The sequence below is a fragment of the Enterococcus mundtii genome (assembly GCF_013394305.1).
Taxonomy (GTDB): Bacteria; Bacillota; Bacilli; order Lactobacillales; family Enterococcaceae; genus Enterococcus_B; species Enterococcus_B pernyi.
The window spans coordinates 1,730,292-1,756,774 of record NZ_AP019810.1 but is presented as its reverse complement, the minus strand read 5'-3'; the positions used below and the strand labels follow the sequence as shown (position 1 = coordinate 1,756,774).

Sequence of the window (26,483 nt, the reverse complement as noted above, 5' to 3'; positions counted from 1 at the left end):
ATCCAATTTTTCTTAAAAAAACAAGAATATAGTTTATTTTATACCAACTTTTACCTAAAACCGTCAAACAACACATGTGTTATTTTAAGTCGTTTTCCATCCATAATTCAAGCCATTTTTCTAAGCCTTCATTGATCAATCGATAGGTTTCTTCAAAGTTATTCGTGTAATATGGATCAGGTACATTTTGTGCTTTTTTGCCAATGACTGGACTCAAAAATAGTTGGATTTTCTCTTGCGCTTCAATCGGCGCAAGTTGCTTTAAGTCAGCCACATTTGACTGATCCATACCGATGATCCAATCAAATTTTTGGAAGTCTTCTTGACGTATTTGGCGAGCAATCATTTCTTGCGTATCAACATGTTCTTTTGCCAAGATCGCTTGTGTACCTGGATGAGGGGCACTACCTACCTCATAGGTACTTGTTGCAGCCGAATCAATGACGAAGGAATCCAACAGATCCTGTTCTGCTACTTTCTTTTTTAATAACCCTTCTGCCATAGGTGAACGACAAATGTTTCCTAAACAAACAAATAATACTTTCGTCATAGCATTCTCTCCTTTTGTATTCCTATTTTTGGAATCAATGAAAAAAGGTCATTCGTCTTTTATTTCCTGTTCTTCTTCCAATGCGTACAACCGATACGAATACAATTCAGTATCTTTGGCTAAACGAAAGAACTGCATTGCAACTTCTAAGGGTGTTTCTGTATAACCTTGTGTGATCCAATTGACTAAGACTCCACTACAGCCATAAGAGAAAAAACGAGCATAAAATAATTTATCTTTGGAAGTTAGTTGTTTTTCTTCATCCATTTGCTCAAATATTTTAATAAATGAGGGTTGGATCAACGCAGAAAATTGCTTTTGCAGAATCTCCTGTTCTGAACTAACGGTACTTGAATAGAACTGTTTATTTTCGGCAATGGCTTTTAACATCAGCAATGCTTGCTCTTCCCAATTGTCGAGAGAAAGCGATTCTGTTTTTAGGTAATGCAATGAATCTTCATAGTACACCCAACGCAATAAATCATACTTATCGGTGAAATGATAATAAAATGTTTGTCGGTTGATGCCTGCTTCGTGTGCGATCTGTTGCACACTGATTTTGCGAAAAGGCTGTGTTTCGCAAAGCGACACCAAGACTTTTTTGATCATTTGTTTCGTATGTGAAGCGTCTCCCACAATGATCCCTCCCATCTCTTCAATCATTATTCTACTATTTGCTCTTTCAATAGAAAAGAGTGATCACACTTGGTAGTCATAGCCAAAGTGTTCATACGCATAGGCGGTAGCGATCCGCCCACGAGGAGTCCGTTTCAAAAAGCCTTTTTGGATCAAAAAAGGTTCATACATATCTTCGACTGTTTCTCGCTCTTCTCCAATATTAACGGATAAAGTGCTTAGACCTACTGGACCCCCACCATACAGCTCGATCATCGTACGTAGCAATTTCTGATCGACATAATCCAATCCCGCTTGATCGACCTGTAAGAGTGTCAATGCGCGGTCAGCAATCAACTGATCGATCTTGCCATCTCCTTGTACTTGGGCAAAATCACGCACTCGTTTTAACAAGCGATTAGCGATCCGCGGGGTCCCACGGGAACGTCGTGCGATTTCTAAAGCCCCTTCGGTGATGATCTCCGTTTGAAAAATATCGGCAGATCGTAAAACGATTTCTCTTAAATCTTCTTCTTCATAGTATTCCATGTGAGCAATGATTCCAAAACGGTCACGTAAAGGTGCAGACAGCATCCCTGCTCGAGTCGTTGCACCGATCAACGTGAAAGGTGGTAACGGAAAATGAACGGGGTGAGCGGTCGGCCCTTGCCCTACCATGATATCTACATAGAAATCTTCCATCGCCGAATAAAGCATTTCTTCTGCCACGCGAGGTAAGCGATGGATCTCATCAATAAACAAGACATCCCCTGCTTCTAGTTCATTCAAAATTGCCACCAGATCTCCTGGTCGCTCAATGGCTGGTCCACTTGTCGTACGGATATTGACTTGCATCTCGTTTGCGATGACCATAGCCATCGTTGTTTTCCCCAATCCCGGAGGACCGTATAACAAGACGTGGTCTAGCGGTTCTTCACGATTACATGCCGCTTCGATGTAGATACTCAATTCTTGTTTTACTTTATGTTGACCGATATATTGCGCAAGCAATTGAGGGCGCAAAGATTTTTCTAAACTTAATTCATTCTCACCAGGTTCTGGTGAAAGAAGATGTTCATCTGTCATCAAGCGTCCTCCTTACTTTTTCATCATCAATTTCAATGCTTGCCTTAAATACTCATCCGTTGTTTGATTGTCGATTTCTTTAAGTTGTTTCTCTACACGTTTGATTTCACGCTCACTGTAACCAAGAGCAGATAGAGCTTCCATTGCCTCTGATAAGGCACTTGCATCTTGAACCGTTGCTTCATCAAATAAAGAAAATGGCATATCGATACTCAACTCGCCAAACTTGCCTTTTAGATCCAAGATCATTTGTTGTGCTGTTTTTTTACCTACACCTGGGAACTTCGTCAAGTAAGTGACATCGCCAGTTTCCACCGCTTGGATCAAGCCAGAATGATCGTCACTCGCCATGATCGCTAATGCACTTTTCGGTCCGATCCCTGAAACACTGACTAATCGTAAAAACAATTGTTTCTCTTCGAGTGAATCAAAACCGTATAGTAAATGTGCATCTTCACGGATGACTTGATGGACATAGATTTTTACTTCTTTATCTAACTTACTACTATAGCGATAAGGGTTACCTAACGCAATTTGATAGCCCACCCCTTGCGTTTCTACAACGATATAATACGGACTGATAAAAGTCACCATGCCTCTTAGATATTCATACATTGAAATTTCCTCTTTCTTTCGCACACATACGTTCCCATATTTCTATCCATTGTAGCATACTTTGCGATTTAAAAAAAGTGTTCCCAAAAACAGAACTACGAGCTTAGGTCTTTGATAAAGACCCAAACTCGTAGCATATTTTCTCTGTGTATTAGCGATTGATAGACGCTTGACCAATCATTTCTTCATGTTGTACTTGGCCTGATTTACTTAATGAGAAATCAGCCACTTTGTCCGTATTCGTTAGAACAACTAAGACATCTGTTTGTTTACCTGCTTGTTCAACGGCACTGAGATCCATCTCTGCTAGTTGTGTCGTTGGCGAGACCTGATCGCCTTCTTTCACAAGAACGTTGAACGGTGCACCCTTTAATTCGACAGTATCAAGTCCCATGTGAACAAGAACTTCCACACCGGTTTCACTTAGAATACCGATGGCATGTTTTGTTTCAAATACACTAGTTACTTTACCATTTACTGGCGAATAGATTTTTTGATTGTCCGGAACGATCGCATAGCCCTCACCCATCATTTTTTGTGAGAAAACTGGATCATTCACTTCTGTAATTGCTTTGATTTTTCCGTCTGCAACGGCGAATAACTCTTCATTGGCAGTGGCTACAGCAGTTGTTCCTGCGGCTTCAAAGTTTTGTGTAGGAATAGATACGCCTTCTGCAGTTTGTAATACACTTACTTCTTCTGGATTGACTGGATCTAATTTGTTCAAGATCCCTTTACGTCTAAATACTACAGTTAAACCAAATGGTACGATGATTGCGATGATCATTGCAATCGTGAATGGTAACCACGTTTGTGCTTGGATTGCTAAGATTCCTGGCAAACCACCGACACCGATCGCATTTGCTCGAACATCCATCAAGTTCGCAAACATTCCTGCTACACCAGAACCGATCATTGCAGCTACAAATGGATATACATATTTCAAGTTGATCCCAAACATTGCGGGTTCCGTTACCCCTAGATAACAAGAAATCATCGCTGGGATAGAAACTTGTTCTTCTTTTTTATTGCCACGATGCAAGAAGATGATTGCAAGTACAGCAGATCCTTGCGCAATATTTGACAATGCGATCATTGGCCATAAATTGGTTGAACCAAAGTCAGCAATCAACTGCATATCGATGGCATTTGTCATATGGTGTAATCCTGTAATAACTAGTGGTGCATATAAGAAACCAAATAACGCACTGAATAACCAGCTGATCGATGAAGTCAAGCCAGTATTCACGATTGATGAGATCCAGTTACCAATTGCCCAACCGACTGGACCTAACACTACATTAGCCGCGATAACAGTTGGTAATAGTGAAAACAGTGGGACAAAAATCATTGAGATCGATTGTGGGATATACTTACGGAAGAAAATCTCTAAATAGGCAAGTAAGAACCCGGCAAGCATCGCTGGAATGACTTGCGCTTGGTAACCAATCATTTGTACTTGTGCAAAGCCAAAGTCCCAAAATGGGATATCTGCAGCGGCAGTTGAAGCGACACTATAGGCATTTAATAATTGCGGTGAAACCAAAGTAATCCCTAAAACAATTCCTAAAATCTGTGTCGTTCCCATTTTCTTTGCAATACTCCAAGTGATCCCTACAGGTAGGAAATGGAAAATCGCTTCCCCAGGTAGCCATAAGAATGAATTCACACCATTCCAGAATGTTGAACTTTCTGCAATCGTTCCACCTAAACTCTCGAACTGAATGCCTTCCAACACGTTACGGAACCCTAAAATCAATCCCCCAACAATGATTGCTGGAATCAATGGTGTGAAGATTTCAGCTAGAACTGCAATTGCTCGTTGCAACGGATTAAGATTCTGTTTTGCAGCAGCTTTACTTTGTTCTTTTGAAACGCCTTCAACTCCTGATACCGCAACAAAGTCGTTATAAAATGTTGAGACATCATTTCCGATGATCACTTGGAATTGACCGGCATTGGTAAACATTCCTTTTACACTGTCGATGTCTTCGATCTCAGCTTCATTTGCTTTTGCAGGGTCATTTAAAACAAAGCGCATACGTGTCGCACAATGGCTGACCGCAGCAATATTTTCTTTCCCGCCGACTCCCTTTAACAGCTTCTCGGCATCTGCTTGATATTTCCCCATAACATAAACCCCTTTCATTTGACTTGTTTATACAAGTTACTTTGTACTCACACTATAATGTTTTTCTCAACAAATTGCAAGCGTTTTATGCTAAAAACATAAATAACTTGTAATCGTTATTATCTTTGTCGTAGAAACATCTTCCTTCTATCCAAGTCCAGTTTGAAATCTCCATATAGCTGTAGTATAGTTTATAAGCGAAGAACGAACGATTGCACGTTAAACGCACATCGGACACCAAAAAATCGAAAATATTACACGGAAGATCACTATTTAACTTACATCAAAGGCGATAATACAAGTGGCAAAAAGCACATTGCTTACGCTCGAGTGTCTAATGTCGGACAAACAGATGACTTGAAAAATCAAGTTGAGTTTTTGAGAAAATATGCAAATGTAAAAGGCATAATTTTAGATGATGTAATCGTGGATATTGGCAGTGGTCTTAATTACAAGTGTAAAACATGGAATCTGTTGTTAGACGAAGTAATGGCGAAGAATGTAGACGCCATTTATGTCACATTTAAAGATAGATAAGTATAATAAAGAGATTGAAGGTGATAAAGATGTTAGTGGCGTACAAAACAGAAATTCTTCCAACAGAAGAACAAAAAAAATCATTAATCGAACCATTGGTGTTGCTCGTTTTGTAAAGAACTTTTATATTTACCACAACCAAGAAGTCTATAAATCAGGTGGGAAATTTGTCTCAGGTATAGATTTTTCAAAGTGGTTGAATAACGACTACATTCCCAACCATCCAGACAAGCTGTGGATCAAAGCTGTTTATGCGAAGTCAACGAAACACGCGATTATGGAGACAGAAAAAGCCTTTAGAAATTTTTTTCAAGGAAAAGCTAATTTTCCTAAATTTAAAAAGAAGAAGCACCAAGATGTATCGATGTATTTCGTGAAGAACGATAAAAAGACAATCATCCGTTGTGAGCGTCATCGGATAAAAGTTCCCTCTTTGAATTGGGTAAAACTGAACGAAAAAGGCTATATTCCTAAACACGATGACAAACATAGCATAAAGAGTGGCACAATCAGCCAACAAGCAAACCGGTACTACCTGTCGGTCATCGTGGAACAGGACTGTACCGCTCAAGTACTGAACGATACTCCTACCGAAGGCGTGGGTATCGACTTAGGATTAAAAGATTTTGCGATTCTTTCCACGGGGAAAACCTATAAAAATATCAATAAATCAGGAAAAATTCGTAAAATCGAAAAACAATTAAAACGACAACAACGCAAGCTGTCGAGGAAATACGAAAGCGAAAAAAAGCGTGTCAACGAAAAACAATCAAAGAGAGGAGAAGCTACTCGCAAAAATATTGAAAAACAAGTCTTGAAAGTACAAAAACTTCATAAACGGTTGACAGATATCCGTAGGGACAGAGTGAATAAAATTGTGTTAGAGCTAGTAAAAACCAAACCAGCTTATATCACAATTGAAGATTTGAATGTCAAGGGGATGATGAAAAACCGGCATCTTTCAAAAGCTGTGAGAGAGCAATCTTTCTATGCTTTTCGTAAAAAATTAGCAGACAAATGTAAAGTCTCTACTATTGAGTTAAGACTGGCCGATCGATTCTATCCTAGCTCGAAATTATGTCATGAATGTGGGCATAAGAAAGTAGCTTTAAAGCTATCAGAGCGTACCTATCGTTGTGAGAACTGTGGGTACGTAGCAGATAGAGATTATAACGCAAGCATGAATTTGAAAGATGTGAAGGAATACAATGTGATTGCATAAGCACGCAACTTTGTATATGTACCGATGGCTTAGTCGGGAATCAACGACTGTGGAGAACGAGACAAACCGTAGTAGTGTCGAAGTGACGAGGCGGCGTTCGGTGAAACAGTAATTCTACCTACGTGAGTGGTAGAGAAATCTCGATATAGGTATTTTTGTCTATATTTTGTGTAGCAGAGGAACGATGAACAAATTCAATGAAATTTTTTTAGACTTAGAAAAGAAAATCTTAGACAAAGAGTATCCTCCTCATACTTTACTACCCAGTGAAAATCAATTGATCAAAATTTATGGTGTTTCACGGGAAACAATTCGTAAAGCACTTAATCTATTGACGACAGAAGGATATATTCAAAAGAAACAAGGAAAAGGATCGATCGTTTTAGACCGAAATCGTTTTGATTTCCCGATTGCTGGACTAACAAGTTATAAGGAACTCCAAGAAAATCAACATATCCCGAGTGAAACGATCGTAAAAACACTTGAAGAAACTGTAGTCGACAACGAATTACACAAAGTAACTGGCTGGGCAGTCAATACACCTGTCTGGCATTTAGTCCGCCAAAGAAAAATCAATGGCGAAGTCGTGATTTTAGATCGGGATTATTTATTAAAAGAAACCGTACCTACTTTAACCAAGGAACAAGCAGCCAATTCGATTTATGAATACTTTGAAAATGAGCTAGATCTCTCCATTGCCTATGCCCAAAAAGAAATCACTGTCGAACCAATCGATGCCAGTATTTCAGAGTCGATGGACCTCCATGACGATCCTTATGTCGTAATTGTCCGTGGCCTCGTTTATTTAGAAAATACTGAATGCTTCGAATACACTGAATCGATCCACCGCCTCGACAAATTCCGGTTCGTGGAATTTGCACGAAGAAGAAGGTTGTGAGAAAGCCGTTCAGCTCCGAGTAGTAAGACGGAACGTGAGAAAATAGCTTCTCATATTTTTTCACGTTTTGACTTACTATTGAAGGAGTTGGCTTTCGAACACCGTTTATCTAGGTTGTGAAAGAAGCGATTAACACTAAGGCAGAAGACAGAAAAATCGAAAATGGCTGTTTCATTTTTGATTTTTTTGGCTTGTGACCGAAGTGTTGCTTCTTGAACACCGTTTATCAAGGTTGTAAGAAAAGCGTCCTGACCTGAACAGTAAGATAGGAAATTGAAAAATAGCTTCTCATATTTTTCAAATTTTTTAGCTTAATATTGAAGGTCAGCTTTTCGAACACCGTTTATCAAGGTTGTGAAAAAGCCCAGTAGCTCAACGTAATTAGGTAGCAAGTAAAACCTGTTCGTTAAATTTCCGCTAAATTGCTAGGCTATCCTCCCTACTTAAAGCAGATTGTTTGCTTCTATTTCAGATGGCAGTATGATTAGGAGACAAAGGGGGCTGTATCAATGAGTAAACCAACCGACACAAACAAAGAGGACTTAAAAGAAACATTATCTCCGATTTCTTATGCAGTGACACAAGAAAACGCCACAGAACGTCCATTTACTGGAGAATACGACGATTTTTATGAAAAAGGGATCTATGTCGATATTGTCAGCGGCGAACCGCTTTTCAGTTCTGCAGAGAAATATGATGCAGGCTGTGGCTGGCCAGCTTTCAGCCAACCCATCAGCAGAAAAGACGTCAAAGAAAAAGCGGATTTTTCTCACGGGATGCACCGAGTCGAAGTAAGAAGTAATGAAGCCGACTCCCATCTTGGACATGTTTTTAATGATGGACCCGCAGATAAAGGTGGCTTACGCTATTGCATCAACTCTGCTGCCTTGAAGTTTATCCCTTATGAAGAAATGGATGCTGCTGGTTACAGTGAATATAAATCAATTGTCGAATAAGTCGAATGTGATAAAATCACATCGCTCCGAAAAATAAGCCTGAACCTCCGGAAATTGTGGCTCTATAATTTATGGGACTGATGAATCAGAATTGATTCTTCAGTCCCATTTTCATTTTAGGTATTAAAAAACATATCGTTCTCTAGTATGATTAAATCACCACAAAATAAACAACTGAGAGGACGATATGCTATATGAATGATTCTATCAAAAAAATGCTGAGAATAATAGAGAAAGATTTGATGATTACAGAGGTCTCTTACGAGACCCTTCAGAAGAAAAAGACGTTGGTCGTCGATGCTGTTCTCTCACCTACTCCTCGTGCTTGTAGAAGTTGTGGTTCTACTGTGGTAGATGGAAACGGGAAAGCAATTATAGTGAAAAATGGAAAAAAAGAAACGATTGTCCGTTTTGAACAATACAATCATATGCCTTTGGTTATGCGCCTAAAAAAGCAGCGCTATACCTGTAAAAACTGCCGAACCCATTGGACTGCTCAAAGTTATTTTGTCCAATCCAGACATTCAATCGCAAATCATGTTAGATATAAAATTGCTTCTTTACTGACTGAAAAAGTATCTTTATCTTTTATTGCGAAAAGCTGTCAGGTATCTTTGACCACTGTTATTCGTACATTGAAAGAGTTTAAAAGCTATTTACCAAAGCAATCTAAGAAGATTCTCCCAAGAGTATTGATGGTTGATGAATTTCGTTCGCATGCTTCCATAGAAGATAAAATGAGCTTTATTTGCGCAGATGGCGAAACAGGAAAATTAATAGATGTTTTGCCTACGCGTAAATTACCTCGATTAACAAGCTATTTCTTAAAGTGTACCAATCCAGAAGAAGTAGAATTCTTGGTGACAGACATGAACGCCGCCTACTTCCAGCTCACCAAACGTGTTCTGCCAAATGCGAAAATAGTGATTGATCGGTTTCATATTGTCAAACACATGAATCAAGCGTTCAATGAGTTGCGTATCCGTGAAATGAATGAACTTCGTAAAGCAGGACAGAAAAGCCAGGCAGAAAAACTGAAAAAGAACTGGCGCTTTTTGCTAAAAAATCGTGCAAACATCAACCATTATGAATACAAAACATGGAAAAGTTTCCGAGCACCAAAATACCCATTTCTTACTGAAGCAATGATGATTGATCGATTGCTTGAGTTTTCTACGCCCCTAAAGGAGGCGTATCCCTTTTTTCATGAATTAGTTGAAGCCTTTCGAGACAAAGACCCTGACTTATTTTTCTCCTTATTAGCAGAACTTCCCGAAACGTTGGATGACAGCTTTCGGGAAAAGCTTCAAAACCTTCTGACCTATGAAGAAGGCATCACCAACGCAATGATCTATCCTTATTCCAATGGAAAAATAGAAGCGAAGAATACCCACATAAAGACAATGAAACGAGTATCCTACGGATTTAAATCATTCGAGAACATGAGAATTAGAATCTTTTTGATCAATCAATTAATCAAAGTAAGATAACAAAAAATCTGAGCCAGAATGAGGTTCATTCTGACCCAGATTTGATTTTGCACAACTCATCAGTCCTTATTGACAAAGAGCCGAAATTGTTCTAATTTCTGGAGGTTCAGGCTTATTTTTGAAGGTGCGCTATAACTTTTATATGATCAAGATCCTTAATACTCGTGCCCATGGAGATTGCCCACTTCTTCAAAACCAGCAGCCTTCCCCTTTTGATGAAAGATTTCTTGCTTGTTTTCTCGGACAATCAAGGTCATCTCTGTACTCGCTTTTTCACGGATGATCCGACTCATTTGACCTTGTTGTGGCGCCATCAACGCATGCCCTTCTTTTGCTAACACTTGCATTTCTAGTTCAATATTTTTTTGCTGTATTCGAATGATCAGATGCTCCTCTTCACGGAAAATCTCCGAAATTTTAGCTCCATCATACGTGGATAAGCGATATTCTTCCCCACCGACTTGCAAAATCGAAATGATTCCTAAAAAACGAAAACCTAAAAACGGGATCTCTGCTGCGGAAAAGAAAAAGCGAGCATCCGAATCGCTAAACTGATTGCATTGGACCCATAAATAGGTTGCGGGAAAGGAACTTCCCCAGTCCTTTTCTAAATATCCGATTCCATTTGTAAAATCAATCAATTGACCGTTCCAACTCAACGTTCCTTCTAACGAATGCTTCATGCTTAAAATTCCGTGATAGCATTCCATAAAAGATAAATAAGAGAAAGGTCCCATGATACTCGGGGCATAGCGACTCCTTTTTAACGGAGTAAACTCTCCATAAGAAATCGTTCCTTCAATCGTCAATGAGGGGCTACGTAAAGCTAGTGTGATTCCTTCCTCACTAAATGTATTCTCACCGATTTTCACAAATAAACGATCTTCGCTTGCCATGAAGACTTCACGATCAAAATGAAAGACTTCCGAAGACTCATGATTGATCACTTGGATAAACGGGCACTTTTCTCCTTGTTCTCCAATGGAGTAACCCGGAATAAATGCGTAGACTTCATCGCCGATTTGATGCTTAAAATACCAACCTTCAAAGAACGGCGCTTTTTTCGTTTCACCATGATAAAACTTATCCGTTGTAATCACTTCGTCCACTCCCTTCAACTAGATTAAGTTTACCATGTTTTTTTATAGCTTCTAGCAGATACGCTTGACTCTAGGTCATGAACTAATGTAACCAGAAAAAACACATGATCCGTTTCTTGCTACTCGGATCATGTGTTTTTAATTTTATTCACCTAAATACAGTTGTCCACGATTTTAGGACAAAAGATCTGGCCATTTTTTCAACGCCTGATTGACTGCGCCAATCGGAAAGCCGACAATACTATAGTAATCGCCAGAAATCGACTCTACGAAAGCCCCTGCGTAACTTTGAATGCCGTACGCCCCAGCTTTATCACGGTGATCGCCAGTTGCTAGATAGCGCTCGATCTCTTCATCGGTCAATTCATAAAAAGTGACTGATGCTTGGGAAAGGATGCACTCTTCTTGCGTCCCATCAGTTATTACGACGGCTGTGTAGACGTCGTGTGTCGTACCACTGAATTTGCGTAACATCCGTTTTGCCTCTTCATCATCCTCCGGTTTACCAAGGATTTCGTTTCCTAGAACTACGGTAGTATCACTAGCAATGACTAACGTTTCTTCATTATTTTGTACAACAGCTGCTTTTTCTGCTGCCATTCGTTGGACATAAGCAACTGGGTCTTCTTTTAGCTTAGGCGTTTCATCAATATCTGCCGGTTGGATCGAAAATGCTGGCACTAATCTTCCGAGTAATTCTTTTCTTCTAGGCGACTGTGAAGCCAATACTATTTTCATCAAAAACTTCCTTTCCGAATCTCGCGGATCAATGCGGATCTTGGATTCGTTTAAACATTCGTTCCATGTCGGAATTCGTAAAGTGGATCAATACCGGACGACCATGAGGGCAGTTGAATGGATTCTCACATTTTGCTAAGTCTTTTAATAAGACCCTCGCTTGTGCTTCGTTCAAGTAGTGATTCGCTTTGATCGAGCGTTTACAGCTCATCATGATTGCTGTGGCTTCTCTGAATTTCTTCACACTTACTTCACCCGTTGTCAATAACATGTCGATCATCCCTTGAATGATCGATTCTTCTTCCCCACTTGGATACCATGTCGGATGCGCTCGCACGATAAAACTATTCTGACCAAATTCTTCCAGATAAATGCCTGCCTCTTCCAATAGTTCTTTCTTCTCTTTTAGCTTGATTGCATCACTATTAGGATAGTCTAAAACAAAAGGCACGAGTAATTCTTGCAAATCATCTGAAACATCGCCGATTTTTTCACGGAAATATTCATATTTGATCCGCTCTTGCGCAGCATGTTGGTCAATGATGTATAAGCCTTCATTGCTTTGAGCAAATAAATAGGTTCCATGCATTTGGCCAAAATATTCAAGATGTGGGAAGCGTTGTGTTGGTACTTCCTGCTCGACTTTACTGATTGCTTTCTCCAACATTCGGCTATCTTGACTCATGTCAAACTCGGGATGCAACTTGGTTTCTTCTTGCTCAAATCTTGGTTCTTCCTCTATGCTTTTCTCTTCTACTGATGCTGTTCGTTCTTCTTGTACTGAGTAGTTATCAACAGTGGATAAATGATTTTGTTGAAAGTTATCCACTAGTTTTTCTACAAAGTTATCAACACTTTCACCAGAGTTATCCACCGTTTTTTCCTCTTTTTCTGGATAATTCAGTGTATCTTCAGAAAAAACAGAAGAGTTTTCAACATTTTCCACAGACTTATCAACAGGATAGGTTGATTTTTGTGGATTTTCTTCAACGTAAAATGTACCTGTCTGGCGATCGAAATTTAAACTTTGGGGTTTCTTTGGTGGTTCCTCAAACGCATAAGAAAGATCGATTTCGATTTGTTCCGTTTTAGGTTGATCGGCGATTTTTTTCTTGAAACGTAAATTGTCTGCTGCACTAGGAATCAGATTTTCTTGACTTAGTGCTTGTTGAATCGCTTGTGCAATCAATTCAGTCAATTCTTTTTCCTTCGATAGACGAACTTCTTGCTTCGTTGGATGAACATTCACATCGACAAGCAACGGGTCCATTTTGACTTCTAAAACAGCGATTGGAAAACGACCAACCATCAGTTTAGAACCATAACCTGCCACGATTGCTTTGTTCAAGGAAAAGTTCTTGATAAAACGACCATTGATGATCGTTGAAAGATAATTACGACTCGCACGAGTGACTTCTGGTAAAGAAATGTAACCAGAAACTTCAAAATCTAGATCTTTTGCTTCAACCTTCAACATTTTTTTCGCTGTCGCCAAACCATAGATTCCGGCAATCGTTTGTTTCAAATCTCCGTTACCAGCTGTTGCTAACATCTTGTTGCCATCATGGACTAAGCGAAAAGCGATGTCGGGATGGCTCAATGCTAGTCGATTGACGATATCGCCTATATTTGCCAATTCCGTTTGTAATGTCTTGACGTATTTTAACCGTGCAGGCGTGTTAAAAAACAAATTGCTCACTGTGATTTTCGTACCTTGTCTCAATGGAGCAGGGCGATGTGTCAACACTTCCCCACCTTTTAATTCAAGATAGGTCCCTTGTGTTTCATCTTGATTGGCTGTCTCGATCGTCAATTCAGAGACAGAAGCAATACTAGGAAGAGCTTCCCCTCGGAACCCTAATGTCCGAATGCGGAACAAGTCATCACGGTTATGGATTTTACTCGTCGCGTGACGTTTGAACGCATTTTCAACGTCTTCTGCTAAGATTCCTTCACCGTTATCGATGATTTGGATTTTTCGTAAACCGGCTTCTTCTACGAGAATATCGATTTGAGAGCTATGGGCATCAATGGCATTTTCAACAAGTTCTTTCACCACAGAAGCAGGTCGTTCAACGACTTCTCCTGCGGCGATTTGATTGGCCAAGCGTTCGGATAATTCTTGGATCTTCGCCATCGATCAGCACCTTCTTCCTATAATTGTTTTTGCAGTTCGTACAATTTATTCAACGCATCCATTGGCGTCATTTCTAGTAGGTTCAACTGTTTCAATGCAGCAATGATTTGCGTTTCAGCTTCCGTTGCTTCACCAAATAAAGATAGTTGTTGACTCTCTTCATTGACCTGATGGCTTGGTTGGTTGGTTTGTGACTTAGGGTAGTCGCTTTTTTTCGTGACAGATGCTTCAAGTGCCGAGACATGGTGTGTCGTTTCTCCTGATTCTAAAAAGGCTAAGATCGCAGAGGCACGTGACAATAATTCATCTGGTAGACCCGCAATCTTAGCTACATGGATCCCGTAGCTTTTATCTGCTGGACCGTCCATCATCTTGTGTAAAAATACCACATCGCCATCTTTTTCGACTGCACCAACATGGACATTTTTCAATTGCGGCAATTCCGTATCAAGCACTGTCAACTCATGATAGTGCGTAGAAAACAATGTCTTGGCTTCAACGTGTTGATGGATATACTCAATGATAGCTTGTGCTAATGCCATACCATCGTAAGTGGCTGTTCCTCGACCGAGTTCATCAAATAAAATCAAACTGTTCGGTGTCGCATGGCGCAACGCTTGGTTGGCTTCCATCATTTCTACCATAAAGGTACTTTGTCCTGCAATCAAATCATCACTTGCACCGATTCGAGTAAAGATTCGATCAAAAATCGGCAGCACTGCTTTTTGCGCCGGAACAAAACAGCCCATCTGTGCCATCAATACCGTCAATGCCAACTGTCGCATATACGTACTTTTACCAGACATATTTGGCCCAGTGATCAACAAGATCATTTCTTCTTCCGACATGATCACACTATTTGGAATGTATTCTTGATGTCCTAATACTTTTTCTACCACCGGATGACGTCCTTCTTCGATCACCAATGTTTTTTTGTTCGTTAATTCTGGACGAACATATTGATAACGTTCACTGATCGTTGCAAAACTTTGTAAGACGTCTACAGTACTCAATGATTTTGCTAAGGTTTGCAATGGCTGGATTGCTTTTTTCACTTCTTCTCTAACAGCTAAAAAGAGTTGGTATTCTAGATCTACTGATTTTTCTTCCGCTTCTAGAATCTGTGTTTCTAATTCTTTTAATTCAGGTGTGATAAATCGTTCTGCATTGGCTAAGGTTTGTTTACGTTCATATTTTTCCAGTTCAGCATTCATCAAATTCGCTTTCGTGATTTCAATATAGTAACCAAACACTCGATTAAACCCAACTTTTAAATTTTTGATCCCTGTACTTTGGCGTTCGCGCGCTTCTAATTCTGCTAACCACTGTTTGCCATTTCTCATCGCAGAACGATAGGTGTCTAGCTGTTCATTGAAGCCATCTTTGATGACGTTTCCTTCAGTGATTTGTAAAGGTGCATCCTCTTGGATCGCTTGTTCGATCAGTTCCACTAATGAATCCATTGGCTGCATATCTGTTAATAACTCTGACCATTGTCCTTGATCGATGCCTTCAATCAACCCGCGAATCATCGGTACTTGCTGCAATGATGTTTTTAACTGGATCAAATCTCGACCATTGACGTTACCAAATGCGACACGTCCAGCTAAACGTTCTAAATCATAGACTTTCGTCAACGCACTCTGTAAATCAAGACGTTCAAAATAACTATTGATCAGCGATGCCACCATTTCTTGCCGAGCATTGATTTGATGGGATTGGATCAGCGGACGATCAAGCCATTGTTTTAGCAAACGTCCCCCCATTGCTGTTTTGGTTTCATCTAATAACCACAGAAGCGTGCCATGTTTTTTTCCAGTACGGATCGACTGGCTTAATTCTAAATTGAATTTAGAATAATAATCCATCTTCAAGAAATGATCTGGTTGGTATTCGACCGCTTTTTGGATATGTGCCAAACTTCTTTTTTGGGTGACTGCTAAATAAGTAAGTAACTTTCCAGTCGCTTCCTTTTCTAATTCATCCGTCAACTCACTCGTTAGAAAATTGAATTCTGCATTTTCTTCTACACTTTCTTGTTTTGAGAAGACTAAGCCAAGTCTTGTGCTTAGTTGTTCATATAACGTTTCACTGATCTCTGTTCCTAGAATCAATTCTTTTGTTTGTAACGCGGAAGTTTCGTTCAAGACAGCTTCTTCATCAAGTAAGCGGGCTGTTTTTAATTCACCTGTACTCAAATCAGCATAAGCAAACCCAAAAGCGGAACCTTGATTAACTACTGCCGTCAGAAAGTTGTTGTCTTTGGCTGATAATCCTTTACTATCCATCACTGTTCCAGGAGTCACTAATTGCACGACTTCTCGTTTGACCATGCCTTTGGTCGTCTTTGGATCTTCGACTTGTTCACAAATCGCTACTTTGTATCCTTTTTCGATCAAACTGTCGATATATCCTTGTGCAGAATGATGCGGTACCCCACACATCGGAATTGGATCATCCGCATTACGATTTCGACTAGTTAATGTCAGTTCTAAGATTTGTGCTGCTTTGACAGCATCTTCATAAAATAATTCATAAAAATCTCCGAGACGATAGAACAAAAAAGCATCTTGGTATTGTGCCTTGATGCTTAGATATTGTTCCATCATTGGAGTGTTCTTAGTTTTTTGAGGCATTATGCTCCTCCTCTACATACTCATTGATTTCATTTTGGATCATTTGAGTCAAGTGTTGCAATAACTCATTTGCTTCCATCAATTGACGGCGGTAAGCGATCACTAAAGGATATTCGTCGATAGATTGCGTCAAGACTTCGATCCGTTTGATCGCTTCTTTTTCTGCTTCTTTTTGTCCATAATGCGCATATTGTGCGGCATCTTTTTGCGCTTGCTTCAATGCTTCTGTTTGTTGATTCAAGTAACGACTATGTTTCACTTTATGTTCCAATTCCTGATAACGTGTGATCGTTTCATTCTTCTTTAAAAGAGTCGCCAATTGGTCGACTTCTAATTGGATCGTCGTTTTGTCCTGCACATTCTCTCTCGCTTTCTATTCTCTGTAAGGGCGGTCATCGTTGATTTGGATCAATTGGATATCTTTTGCCTGTCCCGTCTGGTCGTCGATGTCCAAGATACAACCACTTAAAAGCCCTCGACCTTGTTCCACCACTTCAAAACGCTTTGGTAAAGCCGTTAAAAATTTTTCAATCACTGGTTCACGGCGCATCCCTAAAATTCCATCATATGGACCCGTCATACCGACATCCGTCAAATACGCCGTTCCTTGTGGCAAGATTCGCGCATCGTTCGTTTGAACGTGCGTGTGTGTACCGACTACAGCAGATACTTTTCCATCTAAAAACCAGCCCATTGCTTGTTTTTCACTCGTCGTTTCTCCATGAAAATCAACAAAAATGATCGGTGTTCTTTTCCGAGCTTCTTCGACTAACTCGGTCATTTTACGAAATGGATCATCTAAATCAACCATAAATGAACGAGCTTGCATATTGATGACCGCCAGTTCCAATTGATTGACTTTGACAAAAACGATTCCTTGTCCAGGCGTTCCTTCTGGAAAATTTGCTGGACGAACCATTTTTTTCGCATCATCGATAAATTCAAAAATATCACGATTGTCCCACGTATGATTCCCCATCGTCACGACATCTACGCCATCTTGCAGAAACTTTTTATAGATTTTCTCTGTGATCCCACGACCTGAAGCCGCATTCTCACCATTCACGATCGTCATTTGTGGACGATATTTTTTCTTCAAGCGAGGGAGATATTCTGTGATCATTTCTCTACCCATCGCACCTACTACATCACCAATAAACAATACCCGCACACGATTTCCTCTTCTCTTCTAACGTATCTTATATTATAAGTGTTTTAGTAAAGAAAGGAAAGAGGTTGTAAAAGAAGCTCTTTTCTAGAATATCAAGAAAGGGTATTTTGAACTAACTAGCATCAGCTTTTTATAACTTTATTCTCTAACTATGTAAATTGATCAAAATTTATTTTTTAATTCTTTTTACTAAGTAAACAATAGACAGGGCTAAACCTATGAAGAACATGAACCAAAACAGCAATTTCAAAACCAAAACGACGTGTACGATGATGGCGTATCGTTTATGTATCATACAAAAACCATAAGAAGAGAGGGCATTCCATCAGAAAAATCCTGTTGCATGCCCTCTTTTTAACTAAAATTATTGTTGTATGATGTTTATGACCTAAATCAAAGCTAACTCTTTCAATGCCTTCCAAATACCATCTTGATCATTCGTATCTGTCACCATTTTTGCTTCCGCTTGGACTTCTGGTACGGCATTCCCCATTGCCACCCCAATGCCAGACATACGAAGCATTTCGCGATCATTTTGTCCGTCACCAAAACTGATGACGTCTTCTGGCGCAATCCCTACTCGATTGGCTAGGTTCATGATCGTTACCGCTTTGGAACCATCGTGTGGCACCACATCGACACTATTTTCGTGCCAGCGAACAAAACGGATACGATCGTAAGCGCTGAATTGTTGGTCATAAGAGTGATCAAAGAAAGCTAACGCTTGATACACATCCTGTTTTTCAACAAAGTATTCGTCCAATTCTGGTAAGTGTGCACCAAATGAATGCATCGCATCTTCCATCATATCGATACGATTAGATGAAAAGCGTTTGATTGAATCTAAACTAACAAATGCGGTATCAATAGCCTTTTCTTGTGCTTCTTGAATAAATTTGTGTAATTGTTCTTGATCCAGCAAATTTTTATAGACTTGTTCATGATCCAAAAATCCGGCTGCACCGTTACATAGAATATAATTGCTAAATGCTAGATCACGGATAACTTCTTGTGCGTGAAAGCGACTACGCCCTGTAGCAATCGTCACTAAATGTCCATCTTTACGTAGTTTTTCCAAGGCTTCCCTTGTACTATCCAACGCCTGTTTGTTGGAATCTAACAACGTGCCGTCGATATCAAAAGCAATTAATTTGCGTGTCATTCTATCTCGCCTCTCTATAAATACTTACTTGCTTCTCTCGTTGCAAGCTTGCTTAATTCTTTTGTCAATTGTTCTTTTACCCAAAGTGGATTTGTTTTGCTATAGTCCCGCAACGCCCAACCAATAGCCTTTTGAATAAAAAATTCCTTTGTTGAACGATCTGCATCAATCGCTCGTTCGAGTAGAGCGACATCTGTCTGTTCTTTAAACCCTAGTTGCAAGGTGATCGCAATTCGTCTTAACCAAAAGTCTTCTTGACCTTCAAATAATTTGAAAACCGCCTCAACTTCTTGGTGAAGTTTTCCCCACGTGCTGTAGGCTTTTTGCCAAGAATCGATACTGTCCCACCATTCCTTCTGTGAGACAAGCTCAAGTAACCATACTAAGTTATCAAAAGAAAGACGTTTGACGTTCTTTTGGACTAAATCGATCGCTAAATACTGATACTCACGTTCTTCCTGCATATAATAATCTTTTACTAATAAAAGTAAGTCTGAAATAGGTATCTTCTGGCTTTCTTTTAAAAGAGCCTTTTGTAGTAACGCTCTTTCTGGCTTAGGAACTCCAGCAAATCGGAAATGATGCTTCATGTAAGCTTCCATCTGCTGAGCTTTTTCTTTATTATTCGGGAAAACAATTGTCTCCAAGGGATGGCCTCCTTCGATTTTTAAAGGAACGAACTAGTCAACATAGGATGATTTTGATTGATTCAACCATGCATAACCTAAACCAATGACTAAACCACCACCAACGTAATTCCCAATCAACGCAAAGGATAGATTGTGGATCACATTACCAACAGTCATCGCATCCATCTGCCCACCTGAAACAAAATAAGCTAATGTAAATGCCGGGAAGTTGGCAATAACGTGTTCATAGCCTAAAAAAGCAAAAATGAAAATAATGAAAACAATCGCTAAGACTTTCCCTGCATCATCTTTCATTCGCATACTAATCAATACCGCTGTATTTACTACAATGTTGGCAAACATTGCCTCCACCAAAATAGTTGTTGTCGGTTTCGTCAATTTGACTGCAATCGACTCTAACATATAATTATCCATGGGCAGATCTTGGAATGGTGTTGTCAAGGAAATTAAAAAGCCAAATAATACCCCACCAATCAAGTTAAATAAAATACAAGTAAACAGAATTTTTGCAGCTAGACCTAATTTTAACCGCTTACGTTGGACCCCGACCGACATATAAAGCATATTTGAGGTACCAAGTTCAGCATTCATGTATAAAATCATGACTAACGACCAACTAAACATAAACGCATAAAGTATCTTTCCAAATCCATGAGCAATATGCTCACCTTTGATCGCAATCGAAAAAGCAACAGCAGTTCCAAGTGTCAAGAACAAACTGGCTAATAAAGCACGCACGGCATACCGGGCGTAACTATTTCCGATCAAATCAACTTTCTTTTCGATTGATGCCTCAATCTTTTCAAACAACGGTGATACTGGGTTCATCTCTTTTCTCCTTTAAGATTTGTTCAATTATTTTCATGCTTTTGGCATATACCCTCTTATTCTATAGACAGAACTGGGGTTTGTAAAGCTTTTTTGCTACTTATTCTCTTGACATTGATAGGTCATATCGCTTATACTGTAGTTCGTGTAAAATAATGCAGCAGAAAAATAATAACTCGTCCCTAGTTTGTTGCCCCGCTTCGGGTTCAATTGTGTAACCGCGGCTGCAAAGGTGAAGATTGAAGAACAAACTATACGATTATGAATTTTTTAACGGATTATTTTACTCCAAAAAATATAGTTATCTATTGGAGGAAATTTTAATGTCTCGTTATACAGGACCATCATGGAAAATTTCTCGTCGCCTAGGTATTTCATTATCTGGCACAGGAAAAGAATTAGCACGTCGCCCTTACGCTCCAGGTCAACATGGACCAAACAGCCGTGGCAAACAATCAGAATACGGTATGCAATTAACTGAAAAACAAAAATTACGTCATATGTACGGTATGAACGAACGTCAATTCCGTAACTTGTTCGTTAAAGCAAGCAAAATCAAAGAAGGTAAACACGGGGTTAACTTCATGATCTTACTAGAACAACGTTTAGACAATGTTGTTTATCGTTTAGGTCTTGCAACTACTCGTCGTCAAGCACGTCAATTAGTTAACCATGGTCATATCATGGTTGATGGCAAACGTGTTGATATCCCTTCATACCACGTTGCAGTTGGTCAAGTGATTTCAGTTCGTGAAAAATCACAAAACATCTCAACTGTAAAAGAAGCAGTTGAAGCAACTGTTGGACGTCCAGCATTCGTAAGCTTTGACGCTGAAAAATTAGAAGGTTCATTGACTCGTTTACCAGAACGTGACGAATTGTACCCAGAAATCGACGAAGCACTTGTCGTTGAATACTACAACCAAAGCCTATAATTCAAAAAACTTTGGTACAAAAAAACCGGCTATCTTTTGGATAGCTGGTTTTTTTTAGGTTGCGAAAGAAGCGCTCAACACTAAGGCATAAGCCAGAAAAATCGAAAATGGCTGTTTCATTTTTGATTTTTTTGGCTTATGTCCGAAGTGTTGCTTTTTGAACACCGTTTATCAAGGTTGCAAAAAATCCGATTAGCTCCAAGTAATAAGAAATAATGTCCCCGTGTCTTTTCTTCGCTCGGACACACATAAAAAGATAGACCTCAAAACAACGTACGTATTTCGTTGAGTCGAGTGTTATCTTTTTATGTTGGCTTTAGCAGGTTCAGGTGCATCCATGACTCGAACAATAGCAAGAGAAATCAATTTGTATTCGCTACTTGGGTGATAAAACAGCGAAGTTTTTGATATTCTCAATTGTTCTCTGAAGATACAGCTTTTAACTGCCACTTCCCACTTGATTTAGACGAGGAAAAGAACATGTCCTCTACAGTGTGATGCTTCAAATTTCATAAACTGTCTCGCATCATTGTTTTTCCAATGAAATGTCTCCTTTAAGCAAGCAACTGCTTAATTTCTCCCTTTATCAATGGTGGATAGACATGTTAACTTGTCACTTTCACAGTTGCTGATTATTGGCACATTCATTCGTCAAACAGCTTTTTGTTACCCATGGCAAATCGATGAATGTTCACTGGCCGTTTCAACCAACAAACCAGTTCATTGACTAGGTTGGGCACCTATCTGTAGAAAGATCATGAATGATCATCCTCATTTTTCTATGTGCCAAAATATAGTTGATTATGTTATATAAAAATTATATCACGTATCAAAACACTTGCTATTCATACTTTTTCTCACATTTGGAAATATTTTTGTACTCTTACTTCTTATGTGCTTTTTCAAAATATATCATAAAGAGACTTTACATTTATTTTCTCTTCCTCTATAATTTCGTTAACTACAAAAATAAATAAGGTTAACGAAAGGAGAACGGATGACAAAATCATTAAAAGAACTTATACTCGTTGCCGAATTTGCTGCAATCATTGCAGTTCTCTCACAATTTGTTATTCCATTAGGATTGATTCCACTTACTGGTCAGACTTTTGCGATTGGCTTGACCGCCACGTTTCTTGGGAAACGTGCTGGTACTCTCGCAGTTTGTATGTACCTCTTATTAGGCTTGATCGGACTTCCCGTCTTTTCTGGCATGACTGGGGGAATGGGCATCTTATTCGGACCATCTGGTGGCTACCTTTTTGGTTTTATTCTTCAGTCTTTCGTAATTGGTTGGTGGATTGAGAAGACTAATTCTCGCTTTTTCCATGCTTGGTGTGCCAATCTATTTGGCTCTCTTCTTGCTTTATCTGTAGGAACTCTTTGGTTATCGTTTAGTAGTCATTTGTCTATTCAAACTGCTCTATTGAGTGGGTTCTTCCCCTTCTTGTTACCAGAGTTGCTCAAAAGTACGGGAGCAGCTTATGTTGGCACTACTTTAAGAAAAAGATTACGATTCAACATTCAAAAATTAGTTTAAAAAATTAATAGGATAAAAAAAGAAAAACTTTAAAAATAAGCGATATCCGCTAAATAGAGCAACTATTTTTTGGCGGATATCGCTTATTCTCATAGCCAGACACTTCTATAATCATCCAGTTATACCATTTCATTTTTCACTATCAGCTTATTATTCGTCGTATAGATGAAGGACAGAAAGAAAACAAAGGCTTGCAGTGGGAAGATCACCATTCGCTCCGTCAACCCTAAAATATTCCATCCTTGTGCCATTCCAATTGGATTCAATGCGCCAAAAAAAGTGATCAATATGGCGGTAGCAATACATATTTTTCCTAACGTACGTAGTTTTTCTTGTTTAAGATAACCAAATCCAATAAGGAATAAAGACGATATAGTAGTAAATACGACAATGATCGTCACAACAATATGCATCGTATTTTGGGAATTCATATCCGCCTTATCGCCTGTCAATGGAAATAGTTTATAGCCTACCACTGTAGTGCTTGCCATCACAAGAAAAATCAGATAACCGATCCGAGTCATCCCATGATACTTTTCAAAGGCGTTCACGACCATTCCAATGACAAACAGTAAAAAGCCTATACCATAGATAAGCAGGATCATATTCAATAAATTCGCATTTGGCGCACCAACGGCGGTTAAAGAACTGATGTCTGTCGTGATTGGATCATATGATTCCCAAAGGTATTGCCCAAGAAACACATGTACAAAATAAGCAACTACACTAACCATTCCAAGAGGCATCAACCAATCGATCACTTTCATACGTTTCCCCCACTTATTCTTCTTTCAGCTATTTAAGCAACCATCCACCATCGATTGGAACGATTGCTCCATGGATATAACTCGCTTGAGGCGTCGCAAGAAATAACGTCAATTCTGCCACTTCTTCCGGCTGTGCCCAACGCTTAACAGGCGTTTCTTCTGCGACCCATTTGGCCATCTCTCCGTCACCTGCAAAATCAGCTGCATTCATCGGTGTTTGGATGGCGCCTGGTGCGATGGCTTTTACACGTATCCCTTGCGCAGCATAATCAAGGGCTAATTGCTTTGTGAACCCAATAATGGCATGTTTGGCACTCGTATACGCGATCCCACCACCGCCAGCCACCATACCTGCAATGGAGGCCATATTGATGATCGTTCCCGTTTGCTGTTCGAGCATATCAGGCAACACTTGTTTTGTTAATCGAAAGAGACTTCTTACGTTGACCTCATAGATCCGATTCCAAAGTGTTTCGTCTGTGTCTAATAAAGGCTTGTAGCCATCAAGAATCCCTGCGGTATTCAATAAGATTGAAATATCGCCGACTTTTTCATGACACGTAGTGACCGCTTGTTCAATCACTTCTTTTTGTGAAATATCACCGAGAAATGAGATAAAATGCGTAGGATATTTTATGGCTAGTTCTTCCATCTTACCTAATTTCAAATCCACACCAAATACTTTCGCTCCTTGATTTAAAAAAGCTTCTGCTTGTGCAGCACCGATTCCTTGAGCGGCACCTGTCACAAAGACGACTTGACTCGCTAAGTCCGGATAATGATTCGTCATTCAACGATCATCCAATCTTCTGCTAGAATATCGCAAACGGTTGGCGCAAAGCTAGAAAATCCTTCGTCGCTCGTTTTGATCAGAAAATAAGGCGTTACTGGACAACCATCAAATTCATCATCGGATACTAGAACAACATATAATTCAAATCCACTCCAACCTTTTCTAATAACCTTTGCACCTGTTTTTAACTGTGGCAATACTTCTTCAAATGTCATGATTTTTTCTCTCTTTCTTTATTTGGATTTCTTTGATTTTATCAAATAAACGGATATAATCCGAGAGTTCAAGTTCATCTGTGACGATGAAATAGTCTAGATCCGCCCAAGGTTTGCGATGGATCTTGCTTGTGGATAGTAATAGATCGACCTCTCTTCCTCGATAATCCGCTGGTAAAAAGTACAACTGATACTCCTCTCTGAAAAAGTACCTTAGGTTTTCTTTTAGTAATTCTTCTTCAAAAAGAGGAAAGTCTGTCATCAGTAAAATAGTGACTTTTGGTAATTGTCGATCAAAAACACGCATCGTTTTTAACACGGTTAGATACCTTCGCATCAAGAAAGTCGCATTCTCATAGACCCACTCGTCTGCACGTTGTGTTGCACGATTGAAAAAATTCAGCAACCATTGTTTCAATGACTCATTTTCACTAACGAAGTGTCTAGAAAAATTGCTACCTTCCCCATCAACCATTTCCTTCGCATGAGGAAACAAGTACGCGAACAGATGACTACTTAGCAAATAGTTCTCTGCTTCTTTGGTGAATGATTCCTCGGTCAACTGCTTTTCTTCACAGTATGCTGCTAACGCATTCTTCATTTCTAATAGAGCTATAAAAGGAGCGGTTTGTTGTTTTCGGTGAAAAGCAAAAATCTGCTTACGGATTCCTGACGATTGATAGTATTCTTCTCTGGTCATCAGCACTAGAAATAGTGCACCTAATTCTTCTTTCCCTTGGAAATAGTTTGGAAAAAAAGGCGCCATCCACTGACTGAATGCTTCAAAGAGTGGATTTTTTTCAATCAACTGTCGTTTTTTATTATTTAAAACCACGAAATGTTTTTGTGATTTACGTAAGAAAAATGCACCTAACATATACTCTAATCGCCGTTTCTTGATCTCATTCAACCGAACATCAAAAAACTGTAAAATCTGGTCAGCAATTTGTTTGACGTCCTGTTGTGGAATAGTTTCGAAGGGCCAAACTTTACCACGAAATAACTGCCAAAAAGTCATATGTAGGTATAATCGAATGATTTCTTCTTCCCCACACGCAATATAGCTTCCTCTTTTGAGTTGGATACCATACCTCGAAAATTGTTCTTTCCAATCATTGATTTTCCGATGAGCAGTTGACTCACTAATATAATGCTTTTGTGAGAATTGATAGAGCGTATGAAATTCTTCAAAAAAAATGTCGTGCAATAGCTGGTATTTAAGCGTACTTTGCACGAGGTAAATCAAAAAGCGTTCACGTTCAATAGGATCCAGAGAATCATAGAAATGATAACCCGATCGATGATTCTTCGTAAATAAAGATTGCTCTTTTCCACTGAATAATTGATAATTTTTGATCAATTCAACTAAATATCTGGTTACACTTCGTGCGTCTAGTTGAACCTTTTGTGCAAGTTGTGCCGCTGTGTGCCCTACCTGATCCTCAAAGCTTTCGAGTAAGAGCACCTTGTAATATAAGTCTTTGTCAAAACGTTTTAAGTACTCAGAAGACAAATACAACGACTTCACCCCTTATCGACTATTTTCCTCATTGTAGCATATAATCCTTATTGAAACACCAAAACAGACAAGCTAAGGAGGCATTCAATTACAGTAATCCCCTTCTTTTTGTAGACGATTCACTCATCGTGCATAGTGCGATTATTCGTTCCATTTCAGTTTCATTTTTTCTGAAATTTTCAAAAAATGTTT

Annotated in this window: 24 protein-coding genes and 1 pseudogene; 7 read left to right on the top strand and 18 right to left on the bottom strand. The window is 39.3% G+C overall.

The window, feature by feature from the left end:
• Positions 1–79: 79 nt before the first annotated feature.
• The 5 genes from HZ311_RS08370 to treP form a co-directional block, all read right to left on the bottom strand.
• Entirely contained in the window at positions 80–550 is a 471-nt protein-coding gene (locus HZ311_RS08370; protein ID WP_010734388.1) for a low molecular weight protein-tyrosine-phosphatase, read from the bottom strand.
• A gap of 48 nt (positions 551–598) precedes the next feature.
• Entirely contained in the window at positions 599–1,213 is a 615-nt protein-coding gene (locus tag HZ311_RS08365; RefSeq protein WP_010734389.1) for a TetR/AcrR family transcriptional regulator, read from the bottom strand.
• A 36-nt stretch (positions 1,214–1,249) separates the two neighbouring features.
• Entirely contained in the window at positions 1,250–2,251 is a 1,002-nt protein-coding gene (gene ruvB, locus HZ311_RS08360) for a Holliday junction branch migration DNA helicase RuvB (RefSeq protein WP_023518933.1), read from the bottom strand.
• Between the two features lie 12 nt (positions 2,252–2,263).
• Positions 2,264–2,866, bottom strand: a complete 603-nt coding sequence (gene ruvA, locus HZ311_RS08355) for a Holliday junction branch migration protein RuvA (RefSeq protein ID WP_010734391.1) — start codon at positions 2,864–2,866, stop codon at positions 2,264–2,266.
• 151 nt (positions 2,867–3,017) lie between these two features.
• A complete protein-coding gene (gene treP / locus HZ311_RS08350; protein ID WP_023518932.1) occupies positions 3,018–4,997 on the bottom strand; it encodes a PTS system trehalose-specific EIIBC component in 1,980 nt (659 codons plus the stop codon).
• A gap of 222 nt (positions 4,998–5,219) precedes the next feature.
• On the opposite strand from treP, the pseudogene HZ311_RS08345 reads away from it, so the two are divergent.
• The 5 genes and pseudogenes from HZ311_RS08345 to HZ311_RS08325 all read left to right on the top strand — a co-directional run.
• A pseudogene (locus HZ311_RS08345) lies at positions 5,220–5,531 on the top strand (recombinase family protein); the annotation flags it as partial.
• Positions 5,512–6,756: an RNA-guided endonuclease InsQ/TnpB family protein gene (locus HZ311_RS08340; RefSeq protein WP_023518930.1), complete on the top strand. Its 1,245-nt coding sequence runs from the start codon at positions 5,512–5,514 to the stop codon at positions 6,754–6,756. The pseudogene HZ311_RS08345 and the gene HZ311_RS08340, both read left to right, overlap by 20 nt.
• A 184-nt stretch (positions 6,757–6,940) precedes the next feature.
• Positions 6,941–7,654, top strand: a complete 714-nt coding sequence (treR, locus tag HZ311_RS08335) for a trehalose operon repressor (RefSeq protein WP_010734394.1) — start codon at positions 6,941–6,943, stop codon at positions 7,652–7,654.
• A gap of 509 nt (positions 7,655–8,163) precedes the next feature.
• The gene (msrB, locus tag HZ311_RS08330) at positions 8,164–8,610 is read left to right on the top strand and encodes a peptide-methionine (R)-S-oxide reductase MsrB (protein WP_010734395.1); all 447 of its coding nucleotides are present in this window, start codon (positions 8,164–8,166) and stop codon (positions 8,608–8,610) included.
• A gap of 194 nt (positions 8,611–8,804) precedes the next feature.
• Positions 8,805–10,100, top strand: a complete 1,296-nt coding sequence (locus tag HZ311_RS08325) for an ISL3-like element ISEfa11 family transposase (RefSeq protein WP_010734358.1) — start codon at positions 8,805–8,807, stop codon at positions 10,098–10,100.
• Positions 10,101–10,255: 155 nt separating this feature from the next.
• Here HZ311_RS08325 and HZ311_RS08320 read toward each other — a convergent pair whose 3' ends face one another.
• The 9 genes from HZ311_RS08320 to HZ311_RS08280 form a co-directional block, all read right to left on the bottom strand.
• Positions 10,256–11,200 (bottom strand): tocopherol cyclase family protein, encoded by a 945-nt coding sequence (locus HZ311_RS08320; protein WP_010734396.1) that lies wholly within the window; start codon positions 11,198–11,200, stop codon positions 10,256–10,258.
• A gap of 174 nt (positions 11,201–11,374) precedes the next feature.
• Positions 11,375–11,938, bottom strand: coding sequence for a Maf family protein (locus HZ311_RS08315; protein WP_137071913.1), 564 nt, complete (start codon positions 11,936–11,938; stop codon positions 11,375–11,377).
• Positions 11,939–11,966: 28 nt separating this feature from the next.
• Positions 11,967–14,075: a DNA mismatch repair endonuclease MutL gene (gene mutL, locus HZ311_RS08310; protein ID WP_023518928.1), complete on the bottom strand. Its 2,109-nt coding sequence runs from the start codon at positions 14,073–14,075 to the stop codon at positions 11,967–11,969.
• 17 nt (positions 14,076–14,092) lie between these two features.
• Positions 14,093–16,681 carry a DNA mismatch repair protein MutS gene (gene mutS / locus HZ311_RS08305; protein ID WP_414099150.1) on the bottom strand — a complete coding sequence of 863 codons (2,589 nt, stop codon included), beginning with the start codon at positions 16,679–16,681 and terminating at the stop codon, positions 14,093–14,095.
• 13 nt (positions 16,682–16,694) lie between these two features.
• On the bottom strand, positions 16,695–17,069 hold the full coding sequence (locus HZ311_RS08300) for a YlbF family regulator (RefSeq protein ID WP_023518926.1): 375 nt from the start codon (positions 17,067–17,069) through the stop codon (positions 16,695–16,697).
• 15 nt (positions 17,070–17,084) lie between these two features.
• On the bottom strand, positions 17,085–17,882 hold the full coding sequence (locus HZ311_RS08295) for a TIGR00282 family metallophosphoesterase (RefSeq protein ID WP_023518925.1): 798 nt from the start codon (positions 17,880–17,882) through the stop codon (positions 17,085–17,087).
• A 388-nt stretch (positions 17,883–18,270) separates the two neighbouring features.
• The gene (locus HZ311_RS08290; protein WP_023518924.1) at positions 18,271–19,044 is read right to left on the bottom strand and encodes an HAD family hydrolase; all 774 of its coding nucleotides are present in this window, start codon (positions 19,042–19,044) and stop codon (positions 18,271–18,273) included.
• A gap of 14 nt (positions 19,045–19,058) precedes the next feature.
• Positions 19,059–19,691, bottom strand: coding sequence for a DNA alkylation repair protein (locus HZ311_RS08285; RefSeq protein WP_023518923.1), 633 nt, complete (start codon positions 19,689–19,691; stop codon positions 19,059–19,061).
• Between the two features lie 33 nt (positions 19,692–19,724).
• Positions 19,725–20,522, bottom strand: coding sequence for a formate/nitrite transporter family protein (locus HZ311_RS08280; RefSeq protein WP_010734405.1), 798 nt, complete (start codon positions 20,520–20,522; stop codon positions 19,725–19,727).
• A 323-nt stretch (positions 20,523–20,845) separates the two neighbouring features.
• Here HZ311_RS08280 and rpsD point away from each other — a divergent pair, with 323 nt between their 5' ends.
• Entirely contained in the window at positions 20,846–21,457 is a 612-nt protein-coding gene (rpsD, locus tag HZ311_RS08275; protein WP_010734406.1) for a 30S ribosomal protein S4, read from the top strand.
• Positions 21,458–22,454: 997 nt separating this feature from the next.
• Entirely contained in the window at positions 22,455–22,997 is a 543-nt protein-coding gene (locus HZ311_RS08270) for a biotin transporter BioY (RefSeq protein WP_010734407.1), read from the top strand.
• A gap of 119 nt (positions 22,998–23,116) precedes the next feature.
• Here HZ311_RS08270 and HZ311_RS08265 read toward each other — a convergent pair whose 3' ends face one another.
• From HZ311_RS08265 to HZ311_RS08250, 4 genes are read right to left on the bottom strand one after another with little or no spacing between them, the layout of a single operon-like run.
• The gene (locus tag HZ311_RS08265) at positions 23,117–23,764 is read right to left on the bottom strand and encodes a DUF998 domain-containing protein (RefSeq protein ID WP_096081307.1); all 648 of its coding nucleotides are present in this window, start codon (positions 23,762–23,764) and stop codon (positions 23,117–23,119) included.
• A 28-nt stretch (positions 23,765–23,792) separates the two neighbouring features.
• Positions 23,793–24,554, bottom strand: coding sequence for a 3-oxoacyl-ACP reductase (locus tag HZ311_RS08260; RefSeq protein WP_023518921.1), 762 nt, complete (start codon positions 24,552–24,554; stop codon positions 23,793–23,795).
• Complete coding sequence (locus tag HZ311_RS08255) at positions 24,551–24,772, bottom strand: DUF2829 domain-containing protein (protein WP_010734410.1); 222 nt, start codon at positions 24,770–24,772, stop codon at positions 24,551–24,553. Before HZ311_RS08255 ends, HZ311_RS08260 begins: the two co-directional genes overlap by 4 nt.
• Positions 24,762–26,291: a helix-turn-helix domain-containing protein gene (locus HZ311_RS08250; RefSeq protein ID WP_023518920.1), complete on the bottom strand. Its 1,530-nt coding sequence runs from the start codon at positions 26,289–26,291 to the stop codon at positions 24,762–24,764. The genes HZ311_RS08255 and HZ311_RS08250 overlap by 11 nt, the downstream gene beginning before the upstream one ends.
• Positions 26,292–26,483: the final 192 nt, after the last annotated feature.